Origin of the sequence: Brevundimonas sp. (assembly GCF_003248455.1) — a bacterium.
Classification (GTDB): Bacteria; Pseudomonadota; Alphaproteobacteria; order Caulobacterales; family Caulobacteraceae; genus Brevundimonas.
In genome coordinates this window covers 34,697-59,398 of sequence record NZ_QFNM01000009.1, presented here as the reverse complement: position 1 = coordinate 59,398, position 24,702 = coordinate 34,697, and the positions used below count along the sequence as shown (strand labels likewise).

At 68.6% G+C, this 24,702-nt stretch carries 19 protein-coding genes; 12 read left to right on the top strand and 7 right to left on the bottom strand.

The genetic code is table 11. The features are described 5' to 3' along the window. Positions 1-69 precede the first annotated feature (69 nt). Positions 70-1,788, bottom strand: coding sequence for a ubiquinone-dependent pyruvate dehydrogenase (poxB, locus tag DI624_RS05220; protein ID WP_291536456.1), 1,719 nt, complete (start codon positions 1,786-1,788; stop codon positions 70-72). Between the two features lie 147 nt (positions 1,789-1,935). Between poxB and DI624_RS05215 the strand changes: the two genes are divergently transcribed. Both DI624_RS05215 and DI624_RS05210 read left to right on the top strand, forming a co-directional pair. Beyond that, entirely contained in the window at positions 1,936-2,976 is a 1,041-nt protein-coding gene (locus DI624_RS05215) for a DNA adenine methylase (RefSeq protein WP_291536454.1), read from the top strand. Positions 2,977-3,037: 61 nt separating this feature from the next. After that, complete coding sequence (locus DI624_RS05210; RefSeq protein WP_291536453.1) at positions 3,038-3,370, top strand: hypothetical protein; 333 nt, start codon at positions 3,038-3,040, stop codon at positions 3,368-3,370. Positions 3,371-3,377: 7 nt separating this feature from the next. On the opposite strand, the gene DI624_RS05205 is transcribed toward DI624_RS05210, so the two are convergent. From DI624_RS05205 to DI624_RS05195, 3 genes are all read right to left on the bottom strand, one after another. Next, complete coding sequence (locus DI624_RS05205) at positions 3,378-4,031, bottom strand: ribonuclease HII (RefSeq protein ID WP_291536452.1); 654 nt, start codon at positions 4,029-4,031, stop codon at positions 3,378-3,380. A gap of 148 nt (positions 4,032-4,179) precedes the next feature. Further along, positions 4,180-5,217, bottom strand: a complete 1,038-nt coding sequence (locus DI624_RS05200) for an oxidoreductase (RefSeq protein ID WP_291536451.1) — start codon at positions 5,215-5,217, stop codon at positions 4,180-4,182. 8 nt (positions 5,218-5,225) lie between these two features. Continuing rightward, positions 5,226-6,662 carry a short-chain fatty acyl-CoA regulator family protein gene (locus DI624_RS05195; RefSeq protein WP_291536450.1) on the bottom strand — a complete coding sequence of 479 codons (1,437 nt, stop codon included), beginning with the start codon at positions 6,660-6,662 and terminating at the stop codon, positions 5,226-5,228. Between the two features lie 145 nt (positions 6,663-6,807). Here DI624_RS05195 and DI624_RS05190 point away from each other — a divergent pair, with 145 nt between their 5' ends. From DI624_RS05190 to tdh, 8 genes are all read left to right on the top strand, one after another. Continuing rightward, positions 6,808-8,343, top strand: coding sequence for an acyl-CoA carboxylase subunit beta (locus DI624_RS05190; protein ID WP_291536449.1), 1,536 nt, complete (start codon positions 6,808-6,810; stop codon positions 8,341-8,343). A gap of 400 nt (positions 8,344-8,743) precedes the next feature. After that, positions 8,744-10,723 carry an acetyl/propionyl/methylcrotonyl-CoA carboxylase subunit alpha gene (locus DI624_RS05185; RefSeq protein ID WP_291536448.1) on the top strand — a complete coding sequence of 660 codons (1,980 nt, stop codon included), beginning with the start codon at positions 8,744-8,746 and terminating at the stop codon, positions 10,721-10,723. 31 nt (positions 10,724-10,754) lie between these two features. Next, complete coding sequence (locus DI624_RS05180; protein ID WP_291536447.1) at positions 10,755-12,134, top strand: methylmalonyl-CoA mutase family protein; 1,380 nt, start codon at positions 10,755-10,757, stop codon at positions 12,132-12,134. Next, complete coding sequence (scpA, locus tag DI624_RS05175) at positions 12,131-14,302, top strand: methylmalonyl-CoA mutase (protein ID WP_291536446.1); 2,172 nt, start codon at positions 12,131-12,133, stop codon at positions 14,300-14,302. The genes DI624_RS05180 and scpA overlap by 4 nt, the downstream gene beginning before the upstream one ends. Further along, positions 14,299-14,721: a methylmalonyl-CoA epimerase gene (mce, locus tag DI624_RS05170; protein ID WP_291536445.1), complete on the top strand. Its 423-nt coding sequence runs from the start codon at positions 14,299-14,301 to the stop codon at positions 14,719-14,721. The genes scpA and mce overlap by 4 nt, the downstream gene beginning before the upstream one ends. A 63-nt stretch (positions 14,722-14,784) precedes the next feature. Beyond that, positions 14,785-15,693: a DUF4232 domain-containing protein gene (locus DI624_RS05165; protein WP_291536444.1), complete on the top strand. Its 909-nt coding sequence runs from the start codon at positions 14,785-14,787 to the stop codon at positions 15,691-15,693. 42 nt (positions 15,694-15,735) lie between these two features. Beyond that, the gene (locus DI624_RS05160) at positions 15,736-16,926 is read left to right on the top strand and encodes a glycine C-acetyltransferase (protein WP_291536443.1); all 1,191 of its coding nucleotides are present in this window, start codon (positions 15,736-15,738) and stop codon (positions 16,924-16,926) included. 161 nt (positions 16,927-17,087) lie between these two features. Continuing rightward, positions 17,088-18,128, top strand: a complete 1,041-nt coding sequence (gene tdh / locus DI624_RS05155; RefSeq protein ID WP_367142084.1) for an L-threonine 3-dehydrogenase — start codon at positions 17,088-17,090, stop codon at positions 18,126-18,128. Positions 18,129-18,174: 46 nt separating this feature from the next. Here tdh and DI624_RS05150 read toward each other — a convergent pair whose 3' ends face one another. Together DI624_RS05150 and DI624_RS05145 are read right to left on the bottom strand one after the other, a co-directional pair. Then, entirely contained in the window at positions 18,175-20,556 is a 2,382-nt protein-coding gene (locus tag DI624_RS05150; protein ID WP_291536441.1) for a TonB-dependent receptor, read from the bottom strand. A gap of 100 nt (positions 20,557-20,656) precedes the next feature. Further along, on the bottom strand, positions 20,657-21,679 hold the full coding sequence (locus tag DI624_RS05145) for a DNA topoisomerase IB (protein WP_291536440.1): 1,023 nt from the start codon (positions 21,677-21,679) through the stop codon (positions 20,657-20,659). 116 nt (positions 21,680-21,795) lie between these two features. Here DI624_RS05145 and rlmJ point away from each other — a divergent pair, with 116 nt between their 5' ends. Both rlmJ and DI624_RS05135 read left to right on the top strand, forming a co-directional pair. Beyond that, positions 21,796-22,611 carry a 23S rRNA (adenine(2030)-N(6))-methyltransferase RlmJ gene (gene rlmJ, locus DI624_RS05140; protein WP_291536439.1) on the top strand — a complete coding sequence of 272 codons (816 nt, stop codon included), beginning with the start codon at positions 21,796-21,798 and terminating at the stop codon, positions 22,609-22,611. Between the two features lie 234 nt (positions 22,612-22,845). Then, complete coding sequence (locus DI624_RS05135) at positions 22,846-23,577, top strand: type 1 glutamine amidotransferase (RefSeq protein WP_291536438.1); 732 nt, start codon at positions 22,846-22,848, stop codon at positions 23,575-23,577. Here DI624_RS05135 and DI624_RS05130 read toward each other — a convergent pair. Further along, positions 23,574-24,629 (bottom strand): putative sulfate exporter family transporter, encoded by a 1,056-nt coding sequence (locus DI624_RS05130; RefSeq protein WP_291536437.1) that lies wholly within the window; start codon positions 24,627-24,629, stop codon positions 23,574-23,576. The two genes, DI624_RS05135 and DI624_RS05130, sit on opposite strands and share 4 nt — an antisense overlap. Positions 24,630-24,702: the final 73 nt, after the last annotated feature.

The window sequence follows — 24,702 nt, the reverse complement described above, 5'->3', positions numbered from 1 at the left end:
TTTCCGCCGTTGCGAAAGGGTGACATCGCCCGCGCATCCCCTCAAGTCCAGACACCTTCCGTCGCGCCGTCACAGATTGGTGCGCGCCAATTCCAGAACCTCGTCGCCGCGGCCGTTCATGACGGCCTTCAGCATGAACAGGCTGAAGCCCTTGGCCTGTTCCTTCTTGATCTTGGGCGGGATGACCAACTCCTGGGCGGCGGTGACGACATCCACCAGGGCGGGGCCGGGATGGGCCAGGGCCTGGGCCACCGCATCCTCGACCTGATTCGACGCCTCGACGCGGAAGGCGGCGACGCCCATCGCTCGCGCCATGGCGGCGAAGTCCGGGTTCTTCAGCTCGGTCCCCACGTCCAGGAAGCCGGCGGCCTTCATCTCCATCGCCACGAAGCCCAGCGAGCCATTGTTGTAGACCACGACCTTCAGCGGCAGGCCCAGTTGCGACAGGCTGATGAAGTCGCCCATCATCATGGTGAAGCCCCCGTCGCCGGACAGGGAGATCACCTGGCGGCCGGGGGCCGCGGCCTGGGCGCCGATGCCCTGCAACATCGCATTGGCCATCGAGCCGTGGTTGAAAGAGCCCAGCAGCCGCCGCTGGCCGTTCATGGTCAGATAGCGCGCCGCCCAGACGGTCGGGGTGCCGACGTCGGCGGTGAAGACGGCGTCCTGAGCGGCCAGTCGGTCGATCACGGCGGTCAGATATTGCGGATGGATGGGGCGGTCCGCCGGCGCGGGGCGGGCCAGTTCGTCCAACCCTTTGCGCGCCTCCGCATAGTGTTTGCGGGCGGCCTGAAGGAAGCGCGGGGAGCGATCCGTCTTCAGATGCGCAATCAGTGCGGGCACGGCCTCCGCCACGTCGCCGACGATCCCTTGCGCCAGATGGGCGCGCTTGCCCAGGGCGGAGGGGTCGCGGTCGATCTGGATGATCCTGGCGTCCGACGGGTAGAAGTTGCGATAGGGAAAATCGGTCCCCAGCATGACCAGGGCGTCGCAGTTCATCAGGGCGTGATAGCCGGACGAGAAGCCGATCAGGCCGGTCATGCCCACGTCGTAGGGATTGTCCCATTCGACGTGCTCCTTGCCGCGCAGGGCGTGGACGACGGGGGCCTGGAGCGCCTCGGCCAGGGCCAGGACCTGGTCGTGGGCGCCCGCGCAGCCGCTGCCGGCCAGGATCGCGACCTTGTCGGCGCCGTTCAGCATCTGTGCGGCGCGCGTCACGTCCTCGGCGGCGGGGCTGATGCGGGCGCGCGCGGGCGCGCTCCAGTCAGGCGAGGCGCCGTCCGGCGCCCGGGCCAGGGCGACGTCGCCGGGCAGGACGATCACCGCCACCCCGCCCTTGCCGACCGCCGTGTTCAGGGCGCGGGCCAGGACGCCGGGAATCTGGGCCGGATTGGACACCAGTTCGCAGAAGTCGCTGCATTCGCGGAACAGCTCCTGCGGGTGGGTCTCCTGGAAATAACCCAAGCCGATTTCGGACGAGGGGATGTGGGCGGCGATGGCCAGGACCGGGACCCGGTTGCGATGACAGTCGAACAGGCCGTTAATCAGGTGCAGGTTCCCAGGTCCGCAACTGCCGGCGCAGACGGCCAGTTCGCCTGTGACGGCGGCCTCCGCCCCGGCGGCGAAGGCGGCCGTCTCCTCGTGGCGCACGTGCATCCATTCGATGTCGTCGAAGCGGCGCAGACTGTCGTTCAGGCCGTTCAGGCTGTCGCCCGTTACGCCCCAAATCCGCTTCACCCCAGCCGAGGCCAGGGTCTGGGCCAGAAGGTCCGCGACGGTCATCGCCATGTTCAAATCCCCGATAGGTCCGCTGTCTGCGGCGGGCGCTCGATGCGCCCGGTCCAGCTTAACAATGCGCGGGACGGCGTTCGGCTGCGTGCGATCTGTCGCCTCGCGGCGAAGCGGCTATGCTGCGGCGATGAATCGGGCGGCGGCATGATCAAATACATCGGCTCCAAGCGCGCCCTGCTGGGCCATGTGACCGGGGCGGTGGCGGGGGTGCTGCCGCAGGGCGGGCGGGTCTGCGACCTGTTCTCCGGCACGGCGAGGGTCGGCCACGCCCTGAAGAAGCAGGGATTCCAGGTCTGGTCGAACGATGTGAACGCCTATGCCCACGCCCTGGCGACGACCTATGTCCAGGCGGATCGGGCGCGGTGGATCGCGCGGGCCGAGGCGGTGCTGGCCGAGTTGCGAACGGTTAAGCCCCAGGCCGGCTGGTTCACTCAGGCCTTCTGCCGCGACGCCCGCTATTTCCACCCCGACAACGGCGCCCGGATCGACGCGATGCGCGAACGGATCGAGGCGATGGGGCTGGAGCCCGAACTGAAGGCCATCGTCCTGGTCAGCCTGATGGAGGCGGCCGACCGGGTGGATTCCACGGCCGGCGTGCAGATGGCCTATATGAAGCAGTGGGCGCCGCGCGCGCTGAAGCCGCTGGAGTTGCGGACGCCGGACCTGGTTCCGGCCGTGGCGGGCGGCCCCTGTCGGGCGACCCAGGGCGATGCGGTGGCCATGGCCGATCAGGTGGAGGCCGACCTGGTCTATCTGGACCCGCCCTACAACCAGCACTCCTATCTGGCCAACTACCACTGTTGGGAAAGCCTGGTGCTGTGGGACCGGCCCGAGACCTATGGGGTGGCCAACAAGCGGGTGGACGTGCGGACCCGCAAGAGCGCCTTCAACAGCCGCCCCGGCATCGGCCCGGCCCTGCGGTCGGTGGTGGAGCGGATCCGGGCGCCGAACCTGATCGTCAGCTTCAACGACGAGGGCTATCTGAGCCGCGCCGAACTGGTCGAGATGCTGTCGTTGCGGGGCCATGTGCAGGTGATCGAGGTGGCCCATCCCCGCTATGTCGGCGCCCGGATCGGCATCCACAATCCCAAGGGCGAGAAGGTCGGACAGGTCGGGCGGCTGCGCAATGTGGAGCAGCTGTTCGTGGTGACGGACCGGCCCGTGGCCCTGCCGGTCGCCGCATAATCGTCGGAAAAACAACACGACTCACCCTGGAACGCGAATCGGGGCCTGCCGTTGTCGGTGCATGGAACCGCGTTTCGACACCGCCCGCCCCAGGCCCCGCGCCGACGCCGACATCGGCGCGGAAGGCACGGTCGCGCCGGCCGAACCGCGCTCCTGGGCGCCGCCGTGCGAGGCCCGGGCGGACCGGTCTTGGGATACGTCCCCTGCCCAGGCGCGACCCGTCTTCACCCACAACGCCGCCCGCTACGCCCGGTCGGCCGAACCCGTCGCCCCGGTCGAGCCGGTCGACCAGGAGCCGGAGCTGTCGCCGCCGCCGCGCTGGATGATGATGGTGGCGGGTGCAGCGGTCGCGGCCCTGCTGGGCGCCCTGCTGGGCGGCTTCATGCATATCTGACGCGCGGTCAGGCCTCTTCCAGCAGGGCCTTGATCGGGGACCAGCCCCGCCGGTGCGCGGGGCAGGGACCAAGCGTTTTCAGGGCGTGCTGATGGATCGGAGCGTTGTAGCCCTTGTGCGCGGCGAAGCCGTAGCCGGGATATTGGGCGTCCAGGTCGATCATCAGCCGGTCACGCGCGGTCTTGGCCAGGATCGAGGCGGCCGCGATGGACAGGGACAGGCCGTCGCCGCCGACCACCGTCTGGATTTCGCACGGCAGCTTGAACCGGTAGGCGCCGTCGACCAGGGCCGCGACGGGCTGGACCGCCAGCGCCTCGATGGCGCGGCACATGGCCAGACCGGTGGCGTGCAGGATGTTCAGGTCCTCGATCTCCTCCACCGAGGCGAAGCCGACGCCCCAGGCGACGGCGCGGGTCTTTATCTCCGGCTCCAGCGCGGCGCGGCGCTTTTCGGTCAGGGCCTTGGAGTCGTCGATGCCGGCGGGCAGATCGTCGGGGTTCAGGATCACGGCCGCGGCCGACACCGGCCCCGCCCAGGGACCGCGCCCCGCCTCGTCCACCCCGCACACCAGGCCGCCGACGCGCTGGATCAGCACGGTCTCCAGCGCCAGGGTCGGGAAGGGGCGCGCCTTGGGTCGAGTTTTGGGCGTCGTCTTAGTCATGCCCCGCCATCGCACGAACCCAGCGGCGACGGAAGCCGGTCGTCTGTCGATCGTTGACGACGCGACCGCCTGCGACGGTTGCGTCGAGTCCCGTCAACCGGCTTGCGGGCGGGCAGGTGTGACTGGAGATGACGGCCGGGATCAGGTGTTAAAGCGCGATCTCGCGTCTTTCGGCCGAACTCCGCAGGCCGGCGTCGAGGATGCGCATCACCGCGAGGGCTTGATCGGCGGGGACGGGCGGCAGGCCTTCGCCCCGGATGGCGTCGCGCATGGCGGCGTAAAAGGCCGGATAGTCGCCGCGTTCGGGCGCAGGCGTCGTGCGGACGGGCCGGCCGTCCCTGATCGTGGTCAGCACGCCGGGGCAGGGTTCGATCCCCCAGTCCGCGTCGCCGGGACGCAGGCCCGCCTTGGACTGGCCCTCCTGGGGGTCCAGGCCGTGTTTGATGAAACTGCCGCGGTCGCCATGCACCACGTAGCGCAGGCCGGATTCGGCGACGAGGTGTCCCATGTTCAGGATCACCCGAAGCCGGTCGTAGCGCAGCAGGACGTGGGCGTAGTCGATGGCCGCCGCGCCGTGACGCTGGGCCTGCAGATCGGCGTAGACGCCCAGCGGCGGGCCGAACAGCTGGACCGCCTGATCGACCAGATGCGGCCCCAGATCGGCCCAGACCCCGCCGTCGCGCCTGTCCTTCCATCGGTCGGTCACGGCGGGGCGGAAACGGTCGTAATGGCTTTCGAACACGGCGATCTGGCCCAGTTCGCCCTCGGCGAGCAGGCGGCGCAGGGTCAGGAAATCGGCGTCCCAGCGACGGTTCTGGAAGACGCTGAAGACGCCCGGCGCCTGGGCCGCCACAGCGGCGACGCCTTCCGCTTCGGTCAGCGCGGCGGCGAAGGGCTTGTCCACCACCACAGACTTTCCGGCCTTCAGGGCGGCGATCGACTGTTCGGCGTGCAGGGCGTCGGGCGTGGCCACGACGATCAGGCCGATGTCGGCGCGCGCCAGGGCCGCGTCCAGATCGGGCAGCACCTCTAAATCCGGCAGATCGGCGTGCACGGCCTCGGGCCGCGAGGAGACGACAGCGCGCAGGGCCAGGCCTGGCGTGGCCTGGATCAGCGGTGCGTGGAACGTCTGTCCGGCCAGGCCGTAGCCGACGACGGCGACGCCAATGTGTGCGTTTGAAGTCATGTCCGCGATCAATAGCGGTCGGGGCGCGGACCATCCAGCACATAGGGGATGACGCCGCGTTCGTTCTCGGGCACCCGCAAGGCGCGGTCCAGCGGCGGAAAGGCGCGTTGGGTGCAATCGGTGCGCTCGCAGATGCGGCAGCTGACGCCGATTCGCGTCGCCGGGCCGTTCAGGTCCAGGCCCGCCGCATAGACCAGCGACCCGGCGTGCTCGACCTCGCAGCCCAGCGACAGGGCGTAGCGGCGGTCGTTGGCCAGATAGGAGCCGCTGGCCTTGGACACGCTGCGGGCGATGGAGATGTAGCGCGATCCATCCGGCATCTCGGCCAGCTGCACCCCGATCCGGTCCGGCGTGGCGAAGGCTTCGTGCACGTTCCACAGGGGACAGGCGCCGCCGAAGCGGGCGAACTGGAAGCGCGTCGCGCTGTGGCGCTTGGTGATGTTGCCGGCCATGTCGACGCGGGCGAAATAGAAGGGCACGCCGCGCCAGCCGGGTCGCTGCAGCGTCGACAGACGATGGCAGACCTGTTCGAAACTGACCTGGAACCGGGTCCGCAGCCGGTCGATGTCGTGCTTTTCCTGACGCGCCGCCTCCAGGAAGGCGCGATAGGGCAGCAGCAGGGCGCCGGCGGCGTAGTTGGCCAGGCCCACGCGGGCCACGTCGCGCGCCGTGTCGGTGCGGAAAGCGGCCTGGTCAAGCTCGGTCTCGATCAGGTCGCGGAACGACAGCAGGGCCAACTGGTGCGCCAACTGAAACGACCGGGTCGCGCCGGGCTGCCAGGCGTCCAGCGTCAGAACGCGGCTGGCGGGGTCGTAGCGGCGCAGCGCCGCCTGGCCCGCCACATCGACCACCCGCACGCCATGCAGGTTCGCCAGCACCGTCTCCAAAGCCCGTTCGATCTGGCCGTCGCGCGCCACCGACGCCGACAGCCCTTCCGCCGCCGTGTCCAGGGCGTCGATGTAGTTGTCGCGATAGTGGAAGAAGTCCCGCACCTCCTCATAGGGCAGCAAGGCGACGCTGGCGCCGTGTTCGTCACGGCCCAGGGTGTCGTCCAGCGCCTTCACCCGCTCATCCAGACGGCGGAAGGTCTGGTGCAGGGCCAGGAACTGGCGGGCCAGGCGCGGGGTGTTCGCCACCGCCTGCTTCAGTTCGGCGGCTGTGGGCGGCTCCGCGCCCCCGCTAATGGGGCCCGCGACATCGGTGGTGGCTTCGCGCAGGTCGGCGATCAGGCGGGCGTCGCCCTCCAGGTCGAACAGGCTGGCGTCGACGTGAAAGGCGCGGGTCAGGGCGATCAGCACCCGCGCGGTGGCGGGGCGCTGGTTGGTCTCGATCTGCGACAGATAGGACGGCGACAGGCCCAGCCGTTCGGCGCAGGCCTCCAGTGTCCAGCCGCGCGCCTCGCGCAGCTTGCGCAGCTTTGCGCCCAGGAAAAGCTTCTCAGCCATTCGCAACTTTGCAAATCATCTCGGCGTCCTTTGCAAGCCCGCGCAGTTCCACACTTTTTGCGAAGTTGCATTTGCGTATTTGCGATGAAGTCGCCACTCCATAGGACAAGAACAGCGAACAACAACAGGGACGGTCGAACGGAACATGACCCAAGCCATCCTCGAAGAACTGGAGCGCCGCCGCGCCGCCGCGAAATTGGGCGGCGGGGAAAAGCGTATCGCCGCCCAGCACGCCAAGGGCAAGCTGACCGCGCGCGAACGGATCGACGTGCTGCTGGACGAAGGCTCCTTCGAGGAGACCGACATGTTCGTGGAGCACCGCAGCCACGACTTCGGCATGCAGGATCAGCGCATCCCCGGGGACGGGGTGGTGACGGGGCGCGGGACCATCGGCGGGCGGCTGGTCTATGTCTTCTCCAAGGATTTCACCGTCTTCGGCGGCTCGCTGTCGGGCGCCCATGCGGCCAAGATCGTCAAGCTGCAGAAGATGGCCCTGACCGCGGGCGCGCCGATCATCGGCCTGTTCGATGCGGGCGGCGCGCGCATTCAGGAGGGGGTGGAGAGCCTGGCCGGTTACGCCGACATCTTCCTGCAGAACACCCTGGCATCTGGCGTCATCCCCCAGATCAGCGTCATCATGGGCCCTTGCGCGGGCGGCGACGTCTATTCGCCGGCCATCACCGACTTCATCTTCATGGTGAAGGACACCTCCTACATGTACGTGACCGGCCCGGACGTGGTGAAGACCGTCACCAACGAGGTGGTCAGCCACGAGGACCTGGGCGGCGCGCGGGTCCATGCGGGCAAGTCGGGCGTGGCGGACGGGGCGTTCGAGAACGATCTGGAGGCCCTGTCGGAGGTCCGCCGCCTGATCGGCTTTTTGCCCCTGTCGAACCGCGAAAAGCCGCCGGTGCGCGAGAGCTATGACGAGCCGGATCGCGACGAGCCCTCGCTGGACACCCTGGTCCCGGCCAATCCGAACCAGCCCTATGACATGAAGGAGCTGATCCTGAAGGTGGTCGACGAGGCCGACTTCTTCGAGATCGGGGCCGACTTCGCCAAGAACATCATCACCGGCTTCGGCCGGCTGGACGGCCAGACGGTCGGCATCGTCGCCAACCAGCCCCAGGTTCTGGCGGGTGTGCTGGACATCGATTCAAGCCGCAAGGCCGCCCGGTTCGTGCGCTTCTGCGACGCCTTCGACATTCCGCTGGTGACGCTGGTGGACGTGCCGGGCTTCATGCCGGGGACGAAGCAGGAGTACGGCGCCCTGATCAAGCACGGAGCCAAGCTGCTGTTCGCCTATGCCGAGGCGACGGTGCCGAAACTGACCCTGATCACGCGCAAGGCCTATGGCGGCGCCTATGACGTGATGAGCTCCAAGCACCTGCGCGGCGACGTCAACTACGCCTGGCCCACCGCCGAGATCGCCGTCATGGGCGCCAAGGGGGCGGTCGAGATCATCTTCCGCAAGGAGGCCGGCGATCCGGCGGCCCTGGCCGCGCGCGAGGCCGAGTACAAGGACCGCTTCGCCAATCCGTTCGTGGCGGCGGGCCTGGGATACATCGACGACGTCATCATGCCCCACGGCACGCGGCGGCGGCTGGTGAAGGCCCTGCGGACGCTGAAGAACAAGGTCCAGGAGAACCCCTGGAAGAAGCACGACAACATTCCGCTGTGATGGGCTCACTTGGTGTCATCGATCCAGCGGCGGTCCACTGCGTTCGAAATGAGGATAGCGAGCGGCTGATCCGGATGGACGCCTTGCGCCCTGAGGAATGGTCTGATCGAGACGTTGACCTGCTGCTTTTCCGAGCCGCTACCACCATAGATTCTGACAAGATTATCCCTCGGGTCCTTCCGGAATTTCTGCGTAGAGTTATTCGCGAACCCTATGGGGACGGCTGGATAACACTCGGTGAAATGGTTCGTCTGAAACTGGAGACATCAGGTTTCACGACTTGGCCCGAGGCTGACCGCGAAGCCGTTCTTGCGCTACTGCCGGCCTACATTTCTACCCCCGACACTGACTCCGAAAGCCTGGCCGAATGGTTGGACGCTTTCAGACTGAAGGACTGACCATGTTCTCCAAAATCCTCATCGCCAACCGGGGCGAGATCGCGGTTCGGATCATCAAGACCTGCCGCAGGATGGGCATCCAGACGGTGCAGGTCTATTCGGAGGCCGACGCCGGGTCGCTGGCGGTCGAGATGGCCGACGAGGCGGTGCTGATCGGGCCGGCGCCGACGGCGCAGTCCTATTTGCTGGCGGACAAGATCGTCGAGGCTGTGCGCCAGACGGGGGCGCAGGCCGTGCATCCGGGCTTTGGCTTCCTGAGCGAGAACGCCGGGTTCGCGCGGCGGCTGAGGGACGAGGGCATCGCCTTCATCGGCCCCAACCCCGAGGCCATCGAGGCCATGGGCGACAAGATCAGCTCCAAGAAACTGGCGGCCGAGGCGGGGGTCTCGACCGTGCCGGGGCATATGGGGCTGATCGAGACGCCGGAAGAGGCGGTCAGGATCGCCAACGAGATCGGCTATCCGATCATGATCAAGGCGTCGGCGGGCGGCGGCGGCAAGGGCATCCGCGTGGCCCATTCGGACGCCGACATGGCCGAGGGGTTCGCGGCGGTGAAGGCCGAGGCGCTGAACGCGTTCGGCGACGACCGGGTCTTCCTGGAAAAGTTCATCGTCGATCCGCGCCACATCGAGATCCAGGTGCTGGGCGACAAGCACGGCCATGTGGTCCACCTGTTCGAGCGCGAATGTTCGATCCAGCGCCGCAACCAGAAGGTCATCGAGGAGGCGCCGTCGCCCCTGCTGGACGAGGCCACCCGCGCCGCCATGGGGGCGCAGGCCGTCGCCCTGGCCCAGGCCGTGAACTATGACTCGGCCGGGACGGTCGAGTTCGTCGCCGGTCAGGACAAGTCGTTCTACTTCCTGGAGATGAACACGCGTCTGCAGGTCGAGCATCCGGTGACGGAGCTGATCACCGGGGTCGATCTGGTCGAACAGATGATCCGTTCGGCCTGGGGCGAGACCCTGGCATTCAAGCAGGACGATCTGAAGATCGACGGCTGGGCCATCGAGAGCCGCATCTACGCCGAAGACCCCTATCGCGGCTTCCTGCCCTCGATCGGGCGGCTGGTTCGCTACGAGCAACCCGAAGAAGGCGATCAGGGCGATTACACCGTCAGGAATGATTCCGGTGTCCGCGAGGGCGACGAGATCAGCATGTTCTACGACCCCATGATCGCCAAACTGTGCGCCTGGGGCGAGACGCGCGAGGCGGCGGTCGAGGGCATGGCCCGCGCGCTTGAAGACACCCACCTGGCGGGCCTGGGGCACAACGTGCCCTTCCTGGCGGCGGTGATGGACCAGGACCGGTTCCGGTCGGGCGAACTGTCGACCAGCTATATCAAGGACGAGTTCCCGGACGGCTTCAACGGCCTGCATCCGACGGTGGAGCAGCAGCGCATCCTGATCGCCTCGGCGCTGGCCATGCATGAGGTGATCGCCGAACAGGACGGCGATCCGTCCGATCGCACCGACTGGATCGTGATGATCGACAAGACGCCGCACGGCGTCGGCCTGTCCTACGACGAGGACGAGGAGATGATCCTGACCCTGACGGGCGGCGGCGACATCCGCCTGTCGGACATCGACTGGCGGCCCGGCCTGGCCCAGTTCAAGGCCGAGCTGGACGGCGAGCCCTTCACCGCCGAGGTCAGGCGCGTCGCCGACGGCTTCGACATCCGCCACCGGGCGGCCAAGGCGCGGGTGCGGGTGCTGCGGCCGCACGTCGCCGAACTGTATGCGCGCCTGCCGGAGAAGGTCGCGGCGGACACCTCCAAGATGGTGCTGTCGCCGATGCCGGGCCTGGTGGTGTCGATCCCGGTGACGGTCGGCCAGGAGGTCAAGACCGGCGAGACCGTGGCCATCATCGAGGCCATGAAGATGCAGAACATCCTGAAGGCCGAGCGCGACGGGGTGGTCAAGGCCGTGGGGGCCAAGGACGGCGATCCGGTGGCGGCCGACGACGTGCTGGTGGAGTTCGGGTGATGCTCGCCCGCTGCACAAACGGGAACGTCGCATGACCTTCCCAACCCCCACGCCCCTGGAATGGCGCGAGTCGGCCCAGAAGGCGCTCAAGGACAGGCCGCTCGAAAGCCTGCTGCATCTGGACGCCGACCATCTGGTCACGCGCCCGCTCTACGCCGAGGCGACGGGGGGGCAGCCGATCTTCGCGCCGCGGCCGTCAGACGCCGAGGGGCGGGCCTGGGACCTGCGGACCCTGGTCGAAGGCGACGAGCCCGAGGCGGCCAACGCCGCCGTCCTGACCGACCTGGAGAACGGGGCGGCTTCGGTGCTGCTGACGGGCGGGCTGCTGGTTGGAGCCGCCTCTTTGGGCCGGGCGCTGGAGGGGGTGGCGCTGGAACTGGCGCCGGTCGCGCTGGACGCCGGGATCGACGGGCCGGAGGCCGCCGACGCCCTGGCCGTCGTCGCCAAGGGCGCGCCGCGCGCGAAACTGCGTTTTCACATGGATCCGATCTCGGCCTTCGCCGCAGCGGGCGGGGCGCCGCGCGCCATCGAGGATCATCTGCGCCTGGCCGCCGATGCGGCGGCGCGTCACGCCGGCGCCTATCCCGAGGCCGGTTTCTTCATGGCCGGCGGGCGGGTCGCGCACGAGGCGGGCGGCTCCATCGCCCAGGAGCTGGCGTTCGCGGCCGGCGCCGTCGTCGCCTATGTCCGCGCGGCGACGGAGGCGGGCCTGACGGCCGAGGCGGCCCTGCGCGGCACGGCGGTCGGCCTGTCGGTCGATCAGGAATATTTCGACAGCCTGGCCAAGGTGCGGGCCATGCGGCTGATCTGGGCGAACCTGGCGCGCGCCTTCGGCGTGGACGCCCCGGCCGTGATCGAGGCGCGGTCGTCGCGGCGGATGCTGTCGGCGCGCGATCCCTGGCCCAATCTGCTGCGGCTGACGGCCGCGGGTTTCGCGGGCGCGGTCGGCGGGGCGGACGTGGTGGTGCTGGACGGCTTCACCCGCGCCGAGGGGCGCCCCGACGCCTTCGCCCGGCGCCAGGCCCGGAACACCCAGTTGATCCTGATGGAGGAATCGAACCTGGGGCGGGTCGACGATCCGGCCTCAGGCAGCTGGTATCTGGACGCGCGCACCCATGACCTGGCCCAGGCCGGCTGGGCCGAGTTCCAGGCCATCGAGGGCGAAGGCGGCTTGGTGCAGGCCTTGAAGGGCGGGATCGTCCAGCCCCGCATCGCCCGCGCCCGTCAGGTCCGCGAGGCGGCGCTGGCGAACGGCGCGGCCCAGATGGTCGGCGTGACCAAATATGTGGATACGGATGTGCGGCCTGCGCCGGTCGAGGCGGGCGATGAGGCCGCTGCGGCGGTCGCACGGGTCTGCGAACCCCTGAGCCCGATCCGCTTCGCCGCAGCCTTTGAGGAGGCCGGCCAATGAGCGCTTCTGGGAATTTCCCTGACTTCACCCGCATCTCCCTGAGCCTCGACGCCACGGGGCAGGGGCCGGCGCGCGAGCCTTGGCTGACGCCCGAGGGGCTGACGGTCGCGACCGTCTATGGAGCCGACGCCGCGGCCGAACTGGATCATCAGCACGGCCTGCCTGGGTTCGCCCCCTTCGTGCGCGGCCCCTATCCGACCATGTATGCGGGCAATCCGTGGACCATCCGGCAATATGCGGGCTTCTCCACCGCCGAGGAGTCCAACGCCTTCTATCGCCGCAACCTGGCGGCCGGCCAGAAGGGGCTGAGCATCGCCTTCGATCTGGCGACGCACCGTGGCTATGACTCAGACCACCCGCGCGTGAAGGGCGACGTCGGCATGGCGGGCGTGGCCATCGACAGCATCTATGACATGCGCACCCTGTTCGACGGCATACCGCTGGACCAGATGTCGGTGTCGATGACGATGAACGGGGCGGTGCTGCCGATCCTGGCCCTCTATGTCGTCGCGGCCGAGGAACAGGGCGTCCCCCACGAAAAGCTGACCGGGACCATTCAGAACGACATTCTGAAGGAGTTCATGGTCAGGAACACCTACATCTATCCGCCCGAGCCCTCGATGCGGATCATCGCCGACATCTTCGCCTGGACGGCGCAGGAGACTCCCAAGTTCAACAGCATCTCCATCTCCGGCTATCATATGCAGGAGGCGGGGGCCTCGGCGGACATCGAACTGGCCTACACCCTGTCGGACGGGATCGAATATCTGCGGGCGGGCGTCGCGGCGGGCATGGCCATCGACCGGTTCGCCCCGCGCCTGAGCTTCTTCTGGGCCATCGGCATGAACTATTTCATGGAGGTGGCCAAGATGCGCGCCGGCCGCCTGCTGTGGGCCGAGGCGGTGCGGAAAGAGGGCGGGGTCGATCCCAAGTCCCTGTCGCTGCGCGCCCACTGCCAGACCTCGGGCTGGTCGCTGGCGGCGCAGGACGTATTCAACAATGTGCCCCGCACCATGGTCGAGGCCATGGCGGCGGCGGGCGGCCAGACGCAGAGCCTGCACACCAACGCCCTGGACGAGGCCCTGGCGCTTCCGACCGACTTCTCGGCCCGGATCGCGCGCAACACCCAGATCCTGCTGCAGCAGGAGACGGGGCTGACCCGGGTGATCGACCCCTGGGGCGGCAGCTTCTATGTCGAGCGCCTGACCCATGAACTGGCCGAACGCGCCCGCGCCCATATGGCCGAGGTCGAGGCCCTGGGCGGCATGGCCAAGGCGATCGAGGCCGGCATACCCAAGCTGCGGATCGAGGAGTCGGCGGCCAGGACTCAGGCCCGGATCGACACCGGCCAGCAGACGGTGGTGGGGGTGAACAAATATCCGAACCCCGTCGCCGACGACATTCCGATGCTGAAGGTCGACAATGCGGCGGTGCTGGCGGCCCAGATCGACAAGCTGAAACGGCTGCGCGCCGAACGGGACCAGGCGGAGACCGACGCGGCGCTGGACGCCCTGACAGAGGGCGCGCGGGGGACCGCTAATCTGCTGGAACTGGCGGTTCAAGCCGCCCGCGCAAAGGCGACGGTGGGCGAGATTTCCGATGCGCTGGAGGCCGCTTTCGGCCGCCATGTGGCGACGGTCCAGACCGTGTCGGGCGTCTACGCCAAGGAGGCGGGAACCGACGCCCGCTTCGCCCGCGCCCGCGACATGGTGGCGACCTTCGTGGAGAACGACGGCGGCCCCCCGCGCATCCTGATCGCCAAACTGGGCCAGGACGGCCACGACCGGGGTCAGAAGGTCGTCGCCACCGGCTATGGCGACCTGGGCTTCGACGTGACGGCGGGCAGCCTGTTCCAGACCCCGGCCGAGGCGGCCAGGGATGCGGTCGAGAAGGGCGTCCATGCGGTCGGCGCGTCGTCGCTGGCGGCCGGGCATCTGACGCTGGTCCCGGAGCTGAAGGCCGAGCTGGAGAAGCTGGGCCGGCCCGACATCATGATCGTGGTCGGGGGCGTCATTCCGCCGTCGGACGTCCAGCCCTTGCTGGATATGGGCGCCGCCGCCGTCTATCCGCCCGGCTCGGCCATCGCCGATACGGCGGTCGACCTGATCGAGAAGCTGAACCAGCGGCTGGGATACGCCCAGCCCGCTCCGAGCAAGGACAAGCCATGATCGGCGCCCTGAACCATGTCGGCGTCGCCACGCCGTCCATCGCCGAGTCGATCAAACTGTATCGCGACGTGCTGGGGGCGACCCGGATCGGCGAGCCGTTCGACCTGCCCGCGCAGGGGGTGAAGGTCTGTTTCGTGGACACGCCCACGGCCCAGATCGAGCTGATCGAACCCTATGACGAGACCAGCCCCATCGTCGGCTTCCTGGCGAAGAACCCCAAGGGCGGCCAGCACCACGTCTGTTTCGAGGTCGCCGACATCCATGCCGCCGTCGCGGAAATGCGGGCCAAGGGCGTGACCATCCTGGGCACGGGCGAGCCGCGCATCGGCGCCCACGGCACGCCGGTCGTCTTCCTGCATCCCAAGGCGATGGGCGGGGTGCTGATCGAACTGATGGAAACGCCGAAAGGCGATCACTGAACGCGGCAAGCGGAGCCTTTCGGGCGGTCGCCCGTTGAGGGCGAAACCTGAGGGAACGTCATCATGTCGCGCCGCCTGACCGCCTTCGCCGCCGCCGCCGCCCTGGCCGGGGCCGCCTGTTCGCAACAGGCGCCGGAACAGTCGACGGCGCCCGAGGAACCGCAGGCGGCGCCCGCCTCGACCGCCCCATCGGTCGGCTTCGCCTGCGAAAGCGGGGCGACGCTTCAGGTGCAATACGCCGACAACGACAGCGCCAATGTGACCTATCGGAACCAGGCCTATGCCCTGCGCTCTGTCCAGTCGGCCAGCGGCGCGCGCTATGTCGGAGCAGGGGTCGAATGGTGGACGGCGACCCGCGATGGTCAGGAAGGCGGCACGCTGAGCCGGCTGGGGCCGGACGGGCAGACCGGGGTGGCGGTTCTGGAACGCTGTTCGCGGCCCATTCCCGGAGCGGAGGCGGCGCCGGGGCCGATCCCGACGCCGGGCCGGACGCCGACGCCTGCGCCGGGCGGGGTGCTGCCGGCGGCCCTGCCGTGCAAGGCGCCGCAACTGAAGCTGGAGGCGGGCGAAGGGGACGCAGGCGCCGGCAACCGGGTGCGCAACTTCAGCCTTCGGAACATCGGAACCCAGGCCTGCAGCCTGACCGGCTATCCCGTCGTGACGCTTCAGGACGCGCGCGGCCGCGCCGTGACGTCGGTCCGCGCGGAACAAAGCCCCGGCAGCTATTTTCGTCAGGGCCAGGCGCCGACGCCGGTCGAACTGGCGCCCCAGGCCAGGGCCTGGTTCGAAATGGCCTGGAACGTGGTGCCGAACGAGACGATGCAGAAGACCTGCCCCGACGCCGCGACGGTGAAGGTCACGGCGCCCAGCGACACCGCCGCCCTGAGCCTGCCGTTCGCCTTCACCCCCTGCGGCGGGCGTATCCGCGTCAGTCCCATCCGGGCGGAGGCCGACCCCCAGCCCGCGACCTGAGGCGGGTGGAAACGGATCGAAAATCGGCGTAGGTCGCGGCCCATGACCCAGACCTTCTACGACCGCGTCGCCGGCGAACTGACCGACATCGACGCCCAGGGGCTGACCAAGCCGGAGCGCGTCATCGCCTCGCGCCAGGGGCCGGTGATCCAGGTCGCCGGACGCGACGTGCTGAACTTCTGCGCCAACAACTATCTGGGCCTGGCGGGCGACGAGCGCGTGACCCAGGCCGGGATGGCGGCGCAGGCGAAGTGGGGTGCGGGCACGGCCTCGGTCCGCTTCATCTGCGGCACGCTGGAGATCCACAAGGAACTGGAAGCCGCCATCGCCGGCTATCTGGGGTTCGAGGACGCCATTCTGTTCGCCGCCGCCTTCGACGCCAACGGCGGGATCTTCGAGCCCCTGTTCGGAGAGAACGACGCCATCGTGTCCGACAGCCTGAATCACGCCTCGATCATCGACGGGGTGCGGCTGTGCAAGGCCAAGCGGTATCGGTTCGCCAATTCGGACATGGACGAGCTGGAGACCCGGCTGAAGGAGGCCCGCGCGGCCGGGGCGCGCGACATCGTCATCGCCACCGACGGCGCCTTCTCGATGGACGGCTATATCGCCAAGCTGGACGAGATCCGGGCGCTGGCCGACAAATACGACGCCCTGATCATGGTCGACGACTGTCACGCGACGGGCTTCCTGGGGCCGCAGGGGCGAGGCTCTTTCGCCCATCACGGCGTTCAGGTCGATTTCGTCACCGGCACCTTCGGCAAGGCGCTGGGCGGGGCCATGGGCGGCTTCATCTGCGCCCGGAAACCGGTGGTCGAACTGCTGAAGCAGCGGGCGCGGCCCTATCTGTTCTCCAACGCCCTGTCGCCGGCGGTGTGCGGGTCGTCGCTGGAAGCCATCCGCATCGCCCAAGGGTCGGAGGGCGACGCCCTGCGCACGCGCCTGTCGGCCAACGCCCACCGCTATCGCGGCGCGATGGCGGAGGCGGGGTTCACCCTGCTGGACGGCGAACATCCGATCATCCCCGTCATGCTGGGCGACGCCAAGCTGGCTCAGGATTTCGCCGCGCGGGCGCTGGAGCTGGGCGTCTATGTGATCGGGTTTTCCTTCCCCGTGGTGCCGCGCGGCCAGGCCCGCATCCGCACCCAGATGTCGGCGGCCCACACCTTCGATCAGATCGACCGGACGGTCGCGGCGTTTACACAGGCGGGTCGAGAACTGGGCGTCATCTGACGCCACATTTTGCCCGTCATCCTAGGCCTTGTGCCTAGGATACATAAACTCCGTCGTGGACGTGGGGTCGCGATGGAGACCGGGAGTCTGGATCTTAGGCACAAGGCCTAGGAGGACGGTCTTCCTGCATAACCAAGGGAGAGGTCATCATGACCCAAACCATGAAGGCCCTGGCCAAGACCGGGCCGGTTGAGGGCCTGGAACTGATCGATGCGCCGATCCCCGAGGCGGGACCGGAGGACGTGCTGATCCGGGTGCATCGCACGGCTGTCTGCGGCACGGACATCCACATCTGGAACTGGGACGAATGGTCCCAGAAGAACGTCCCGACCCCGATGATCACCGGCCACGAGTTCGCCGGCGAGATCGTCGCCGTCGGCAAGGAGGTGGATCGCCCGCTGAAGATCGGCCAGCGCGTCTCGGCCGAGGGGCACGTCATCGACCTGAACTCCGAAGCGGCGCGCGCCGGTCACTTCCACCTGGACCCGCACACGCGCGGCATCGGCGTGAACCGCCAGGGCGCCTTCGCCGAGTTCGTCGTGGCCCCGGCCTTCAACGTGATCGAACTGCCCGACGACGTGCCCTACGAGATCGGCTCGATCCTCGATCCGTTCGGCAATGCGGTTCACACGGCCCAGCAGTTCGACCTGCTGGGCGAGGACGTCCTGGTCACGGGCGCGGGCCCCATCGGCATGATGGCCGCCGCCGTGGCCCGTCATGCGGGCGCGCGGACCGTGGTCCTGACCGACATCAACGACTTCCGGCTGGACCTGGCGCAGAAGGTGGCGCCGGGCGTGCGCACCGTGAACACCACCAAGGAAGACATCCACGACGTAATGAAGGAACTGGGCCTGAAGGTCGGGTTCGACGTGGCGCTGGAGATGTCGGGCTCCCCGGTCGCCTTCAGACAATGCGTCGACACCCTGATCATGGGCGGCGGCATGGCCATGCTGGGGATTCCCGCCAAGCCGATGGAGACCGACTGGGGCGCGATCATCCTGAAGGCGCTGACCATCAAGGGCGTCTATGGCCGCGAGATGTTCACCACCTGGAGGAAGATGCTGGGCCTGTTGAAGGCCGGTCTGGACCTCAGCCCCCTGATCACCCACCGGCTGGCCTACGCCGACTATCGCGAAGGCTTCGAGGCCATGAAGTCGGGCCGGTCGGGCAAGGTCGTTCTGGACTGGGACAAGGCGGCCTGAGAACCGGCGTCCCCTCCCTGCGAAGCGGGGAGGAGACTTGCGCCGTCTAGTACCGCGCCCGCAGGGTGATCCCCACGGTGCGGGGATCGCCGGGATTGCCGATGACCAGGCCCGAGTTGCCGGACTGGACGCTGACGAACTGAAGATAGTCCTCGTCCAGCGCGTTCTTGACCCAGACGAAGGCCTCCCAGCCGTTGTCGGCGCGGAAGCCGCCGCGCAGGTTCAGAATGGAATAGCCTTCGATCTCGGTATAGCGCGAAACCGAGGCGTCGGAGTTGTAGGTCGAGCGATAGCTGGCGTCGGCGCCGCCATAGAACTCGCCCGGCAGGCCCAGGAAGCCGCCCCGGCCATGCAGTTCGCCGCCCACCGACGCAGCCCAGGGCGAGACGCCGGGCAGGTCCTGGCCCGACAGGTCGCAGGCGACGGTCGATGTCCCGATCCGCTCCAGCGGGCAGGGACCGTTGGCGAAGGCGTCGTATTTCGCATCGGTCCAGGCGACGTTGGCGTAGAGGTCGACATGCTGGTTCGGCCTGGCGAAGGCGTCCAGTTCCACGCCCTGGATCACCACCTTGTCGGCGTTGGCCAGATAGCCGCGCAGGGCGCCGGGGCCGCTGTCGACCACATTGGCCTGATAGTCTTCGACATCGGTGCGATAGGCGGCCAGGTTGGCGGTCAGGCGACGGCCGAACGCCTGGGTCTTCAGGCCCAGCTCATAGGTGGTGACGACCTCGGGCTTGACCACGGCGTTGGTCAGGGACGGCTGGCCGTTGGGCAGGTTGGGAATGCCCGCCATATTGATGCCGCCCGACTTATAGCCCCGCGCGACGCTGGCGTAGGTCAGGACGTCGTCGGCGACGTCATAGGCTAGGGACACTTGACCGGACAGGTCGTCGTCCGACAGGCTGGCGCCATAGGCCTGGGGGCGGGCGACGCCCAGACGGCGCGAGATCAGGGCCGCATCGTTGGTGACGAGGCCGCCAGCCGTCGTGGCCTGATACCAGCCGGACTTGTCTTCCTTGGTGTAGCGCAGGCCCGGCGTCAGGTGCAGCCGGTCAGTGATGTTCCAGGTCAGCTGGCCGAAGACGGCGTATGAATCCGTCTCGATCCGGCTGTCGTTATACACGATATAGCCGTCCAGCAGGGCGTCGGGCACGGTCGGCAGGTTCGGCCCGATCAGCCAATAGACGGCGTCGCGGCCGTATTCGGTGACGCCGTGCGTCTCGACCGCCTGATGGAAGGCGTAAAGGCCGACGGTCCAGTCGATGCGGTTCGATCCGTTGGAGGACAGCCGCAACTCCTGGCTCCATTGATCCTGCCACGACGGATTGGCCGACTGGCGGGTGATGTCGAGCGCGGTGTAGTCGCGGTCGTTCTTCGGCCCCCAGTCCCAGGCGCGCCAGGCCGAGACCGAGGTCAGGGTGGCGAAACCGAAATCGTAGTCGACGACGGCCGAGACGCCGCGGTGGATCTGGTCGGCCTGGATCGGGCTGTCGACATCGGCGAGGCGGTCGTAGGGGTCGGTGCTGGGCGGAGCATAGCCGCGCCCGGCGGCCAGGGCGGCGAACTGCTGGGCGGCGGGCTTCAGCGTCTGGCCCGCCGTGACATAGACCTGGGTGCAGCAGTCGGGCGTCAGGTCGGCGTAGTCGGCGTAGAGCCGTATGCGAAGCTGATCCGTGGGCTGGAACAGCAGCTGGCCGCGCAGGCTGATCGACTGTTGCGAGTTCTGCTTCTCGCCCGTGGTGACATTGTCCAGCACGCCATCGCGCCGGGTGGAGACGACCGAGACGCGGGCGGCGACCTTGTCGTCCACGACGGGGCCGCTGACGGTGGCCTTGGCCTGAAGGAAGCCGTAGTCGCCGAAGCTCATTTCGGCGCGGCCTTCGGGCGTGAAGGACGGCGCCTGGGTGGTGATGTTCAGGGCGCCGGCGGTGGTGTTCTTGCCGAACAGGGTGCCCTGCGGCCCGCGCAGGATTTCGATCCGGTCCAGATCGACGAAGTCCAGCGTCGCGGTGGCCGGGCGGCCGTAATAGACCTGATCGACATAGATGCCGACCCCCTGCTCCAGCCCGTCGTTGGCCAGGCCGTAGCTGGCGCCCAGGCCCCGGATGGTGATGGCGGTGTTCCGGGGGTTCGACGTCAGAAGCTGGACGCTGGGCGCCAGCTGGGCGACCTGGCCGACATTGTAGGCGCCGGTGCGGTCCAGCAGTTCCTCGTTTACGACCGTCAGGGCGATGGGCACGTCCTGCGCCCGCTCGTCGCGTCGGCGGGCGGTGACGACGATGTCGCCGACGCTGGCCACGCCGGGCGTCGCCGCCTGGGGCGCGGGCGGCGCGTCCGGCGCAGCCCAGGCCAGGGCGGGCGCGCCCAGGCTGGTAAGGAGGGCCGTGGCGGACAGCAGTCTTCGGACAGTGGCGGATGTGGCGGTCATGATCCCCTCGCGGCGTCTGGTTGCGCCACGAGCAGGAGGCGGTTTTAAAGCCTAGCGATCAAATGGAGATTTCTAATCCCAGCGATGAGAACCGCTGAGGTCAGGCGGCAAGCAGATGTTTGATCAGGGCTTTTTCGAAACCCTTGGTCTCCGATCCAGGAAGGACTTTGGCGATCTGTCCGCTTTCGAACAGGGCGAAGACCTTGGGATGGACGTAGGAGGCGCGGCAGACGGTCGGTGTGTTGCCCAACAGGCCGGCCACCGCCTTGACGCAGACGGTGATCTTTCGCTTGGCGTCGGCAGGCGAGGACGGGGCCTCCGTATCGCGCAAGGCGCGCGCTGCCGAGACCGTGCCGGCCCAGGTGCGGAAGTCCTTGGCCGAGAACTGGTCGCCCATCGCCTCGCGGATATAGGCGTTCACGTCGTCGGAATCGATCGGACACAGGGTTCCGTCGGCCGTGCGGTATTTGAACAGTTGCTGACCCGGCAGACCCTCCAGCTCGCGCACGACGCGGGCCAGGCGACGGTCCTTGACGCTGACGGCGTGATCCTTGCCGCTCTTGCCGCGAAACTCGAAGGTCAGGGCGGCGCCGTCCACGTCCAGATGCCGCTTGTGCAGGGTGGTCAGGCCGTAGCTGCGGTTCTGGCGGGCGTAGGTCGCATTGCCGACCCGGATCAGGGTGATCTCCAGAAGGCGGACGGCGGTGGCCAGCACCTTGTCGCGACACACGCCGCGCAGGCCCAGGTCGTGTTCGACCCTGTCGCGCAGTTTCGGCAGGGCGCGGGAGAAGGCCGGCAGCCTGTCGAACTTGTTTTCCGAGCGGGCCGTGCTCCAGTCGGCGTGATAGCGATACTGTTTGCGTCCCTTGGCGTCGCGCCCGGTGGCCTGGATGTGCCCATTGGCCCAGGGGCAGATCCAGACGTCGGTCCAGGCGGGGGGAATGGCCAGGGCGCGGATGCGGGCCAGCGTCTTTGGATCGGAGACGGCCTGGCCCCTGGCGTCGCGATAGGACCAGCCATTGCCCGAACGGCGGCGCGTCAGGCCGGGAGAGGCGTCGCTGCAGTAGCCGAGACCCTGGGGGACTTCGGCGGCGGCATCGAAGGCGTGCGATCCGTCGGCCATTCGCCGCGTTTCCTTTTCGTTGGCCTTTCAGCCGTTTGCCGAGGACGAGCGACGAACGCGGGGCCGGGCGGGCGAGTTCCGCTTGACCGATAGGGCGCGCCGGGGGACGAGGCGGCATGAACTATCGCCACAGCTTTCACGCCGGAAACTTCGCCGATCTGGTCAAACACGCCCTGGTGCTGTGGCTGGCGGCGGCGCGCCAGGCGCAGGGGCCGCTGACGGTTCTGGACACCCATGCGGGGGCCGGGCTTTACGACCTGTCGGGCGACGCGGCGCGGTCCAAGGAGGCCGAGGCCGGGGTGGCGCGGCTGATGAACGCCGAGGGGCGCACGCCGCTGATGGAGGCCCTGGCGGACCGGGTGGCGGCTTACAACCCGGACGGCGATGCGCGGTATTATCCGGGGTCGCCGTTGCTGATCGCCGACGCCCTGTCCGACGGGGGGCGCTATGTCGGGTTCGAGTTGAACCCGCCGGTGCGCGCCATGCTGGCCGAAGCCCTGGCGGGACGCGCGAACGCCGAGGCGCGCGAGGGCGACGGCTACGACCTAGCGCCAGCGGAGGCGGCCAGGGCGCGCGGGCCGCTGGTGCTGATCGACCCGCCGTTCGAAAAGCCCGACGACTATGCGCGGGCCGCCGAGGCGGCGGTCGCGGTGGCGCGGCGCGACCCGAGCGCGACGGTGGCGATCTGGACGCCGTTGAAGGATCTGGAGACCTTCGACGCCTTCATCCGGCGGCTTGAGGGGCGCGTGGGGCCGACCCTGGCGGCGGAGGCGCGCCTTCGGCCCCTGACCGATCCGATGAAGATGAACGGCTGCGCCATGGTGGTGGTCAATCCGCCGGCCGGATGCGAGGCGGCGGCGAACGAGATTTGCGGCTGGGTCGCGGGCGCCCTGGGCGAGGCGGGCGGCCGGGCCGAGGTCTGGACCTTCTGAAAAGTTGGACTCCGAAAAAAAACAGTCCAACGAGTCCAAGTGAGTCCGACTTTTGGGCGCAGGCGACGATGTCAAAGACCGATCGGTCATCATAACCCAGGTCGGCGGGGCGATCGGTCGATTGCGCGGCGCGGTCCGCAAAGCCTTGTGCGCCAAGGGATCGCGAGCGGCGATTAGGATGGCTGGGCCGTGTTTCGGCTGGCGCGCGGGACGCAATCGGATAGGGTTCGGCGCATGACCCGCATCGCCATTCTGGAAACCGGCCATCCGCCGGAGGACTTGAAAGACGCCTTCGACGACTATCCGGCGCGTTTTCGGGCCTTGCTGGGCGAGGGCGTGCCGACGACGCGGTTCAATGTGCAGGCCGGCCATCTGCCCGACGATCCGGCCGCGTTCCAGGGCGCCATCGTCACCGGCTCGGCGGCCGGGGTTTATGACGACCTGCCGTGGATTCCGCAGCTGGTGGACTGGCTCAGGGCGGCGCGGGGCCGGACGCGGCTGGTGGGCATCTGTTTCGGGCATCAGGCCCTGGCCCACGCCTTCGGCGGGGCGGTGGAGAAGTCGCACAAGGGCTGGGGCGTGGGCCTGCACCGCTACGCGGTGCATTCCGACGAGCCGTGGATGCATCCGCGCGCGCGAACCCTCGCCATTCCGGTGTCGCATCAGGATCAGGTGACGGCGATCTCGGACGATGCGCGGGTCATCGCCTCCAGCGGCTTCACCCCCTACGCCGGACTGGCCTGGGGGCAGGACGCCATATCGTTCCAGTGCCACCCGGAGTTCCAGCCCGAATACGCCCAGGCCCTGATCGAGGGACGACGCGGGGCGCGGATTCCCCACGACGTGGCGGACGCGGCCATCGACAGCTTGAAACGGCCGAACGACCGGGCGGTGCTGACGGCCTGGATTCGCGCCTTCCTGCTGCTGACCCCGCCGCCGGTCGAGGATCAGGGCAGCGGGATTTAAAGCGCCAGCGCCCAGATCAGCCCGAACGCCAGCAGCACCAGGGCGGCCAGGGACAGGAGGACGGCGGCGACGACCCGGCCGCCGGCGCGGGCCACGGCGCGAATGTCGGTCTGCAGCCCCAGGGCCGCCATGGCGATCACGGTAAAAAGGCCGGAGGTCGCCGCCATCGGCGACAACAGGGCTTGCGGGATCAGGTCCAGCGAACGCAGGGCGATCATGGCCAGAAAGCCGACGATGAACCAGGGCAGCAGCCGCGTCGGGCCCGGCCTGGCGGCGCCCGGCGCGCGGTCGCGCAGGATCAGCGACAGGACGAGGACGACCGGCCCCAGCATCAGCACCCGCACCAGCTTGACCACCGTGCCGGTCTGGATGGAAACCGCGCCGAAGGGGGCGGCGGCGGCCAGCACCTGGGGCACCGCATAGACGGTTAGGCCGGCCAGGGCGCCGTACTGAAGGCCGTTCAGATGGATCAGACCGCCCAGCAGCGGCAGGGCCAGGACCACGATCACGCCCAGGACGGCGGTGAAGGCGATGGAGGCGGCGACCTCTTCGCCGTCCGCCTGGATCACGGGGGCGACGGCGGCGATGGCCGAATTGCCGCAGATGGCGTTGCCGCAGGCGACCAGCAGCGCCATGCGCGGGTTCAGGCCAAGGGCGCGGCCGAGGCCGAACCCGATCAGGATGGCCAGGGCGACCAGGCCGAGGATGCCGATCACGAAACCTGCGCCCAGCGCCGACAGGGTGGCCGCGCTGACCGAGGCGCCCAACAGCACCACCGCGATCTCCAGCAGCGTTTTGGCCGAGAAGTCGACGCCGGCCTTGAAGCGCGCATCGGGCGTCCAGGCGGTGCGGACGGCGGCGCCCAGCAGGATGGCCAGCACCAGGGGCTCCAGCCAGACGTGGCCCAGGATGTCGCGCTCGAGGCTGGTCAGGCCGACGGCGGCAAGGGTGACGAACAGGCATAGAACGACGCCTGGGCCGACGGACCGACCGAACGCCTTGATCGCCGCGAGGGGCGGCGCGACGGGAGCGGGCAGGGCGGCGGTCTTCATCCTGCCAAGCCATGCGGCGCCGCTCGACGGCGGTCCAACGGATAGTTATGGTCGTTCCAATCCGATTAGGAGA

Bases quoted from the DNA above. Each gene is read 5' to 3' on its own strand.
- DI624_RS05130 (WP_291536437.1), bottom strand. From the start codon at position 24,629: ATGAAGACCGCCGCCCTGCCCGCTCCCGTCGCGCCGCCCCTCGCGGCG.
- DI624_RS05185 (WP_291536448.1), top strand. From the start codon at position 8,744: ATGTTCTCCAAAATCCTCATCGCCAACCGGGGCGAGATCGCGGTTCGG.
- DI624_RS05135 (WP_291536438.1), top strand. From the start codon at position 22,846: ATGACCCGCATCGCCATTCTGGAAACCGGCCATCCGCCGGAGGACTTG.
- DI624_RS05205 (WP_291536452.1), bottom strand. From the start codon at position 4,031: ATGACTAAGACGACGCCCAAAACTCGACCCAAGGCGCGCCCCTTCCCG.
- DI624_RS05150 (WP_291536441.1), bottom strand. From the start codon at position 20,556: ATGACCGCCACATCCGCCACTGTCCGAAGACTGCTGTCCGCCACGGCC.
- poxB (WP_291536456.1), bottom strand. From the start codon at position 1,788: ATGGCGATGACCGTCGCGGACCTTCTGGCCCAGACCCTGGCCTCGGCT.
- DI624_RS05210 (WP_291536453.1), top strand. From the start codon at position 3,038: ATGGAACCGCGTTTCGACACCGCCCGCCCCAGGCCCCGCGCCGACGCC.
- mce (WP_291536445.1), top strand. From the start codon at position 14,299: ATGATCGGCGCCCTGAACCATGTCGGCGTCGCCACGCCGTCCATCGCC.
- DI624_RS05195 (WP_291536450.1), bottom strand. From the start codon at position 6,662: ATGGCTGAGAAGCTTTTCCTGGGCGCAAAGCTGCGCAAGCTGCGCGAG.
- DI624_RS05165 (WP_291536444.1), top strand. From the start codon at position 14,785: ATGTCGCGCCGCCTGACCGCCTTCGCCGCCGCCGCCGCCCTGGCCGGG.
- scpA (WP_291536446.1), top strand. From the start codon at position 12,131: ATGAGCGCTTCTGGGAATTTCCCTGACTTCACCCGCATCTCCCTGAGC.
- DI624_RS05160 (WP_291536443.1), top strand. From the start codon at position 15,736: ATGACCCAGACCTTCTACGACCGCGTCGCCGGCGAACTGACCGACATC.
- DI624_RS05180 (WP_291536447.1), top strand. From the start codon at position 10,755: ATGACCTTCCCAACCCCCACGCCCCTGGAATGGCGCGAGTCGGCCCAG.
- rlmJ (WP_291536439.1), top strand. From the start codon at position 21,796: ATGAACTATCGCCACAGCTTTCACGCCGGAAACTTCGCCGATCTGGTC.
- DI624_RS05190 (WP_291536449.1), top strand. From the start codon at position 6,808: ATGACCCAAGCCATCCTCGAAGAACTGGAGCGCCGCCGCGCCGCCGCG.
- DI624_RS05200 (WP_291536451.1), bottom strand. From the start codon at position 5,217: ATGACTTCAAACGCACACATTGGCGTCGCCGTCGTCGGCTACGGCCTG.
- tdh (WP_367142084.1), top strand. From the start codon at position 17,088: ATGAAGGCCCTGGCCAAGACCGGGCCGGTTGAGGGCCTGGAACTGATC.
- DI624_RS05215 (WP_291536454.1), top strand. From the start codon at position 1,936: ATGATCAAATACATCGGCTCCAAGCGCGCCCTGCTGGGCCATGTGACC.
- DI624_RS05145 (WP_291536440.1), bottom strand. From the start codon at position 21,679: ATGGCCGACGGATCGCACGCCTTCGATGCCGCCGCCGAAGTCCCCCAG.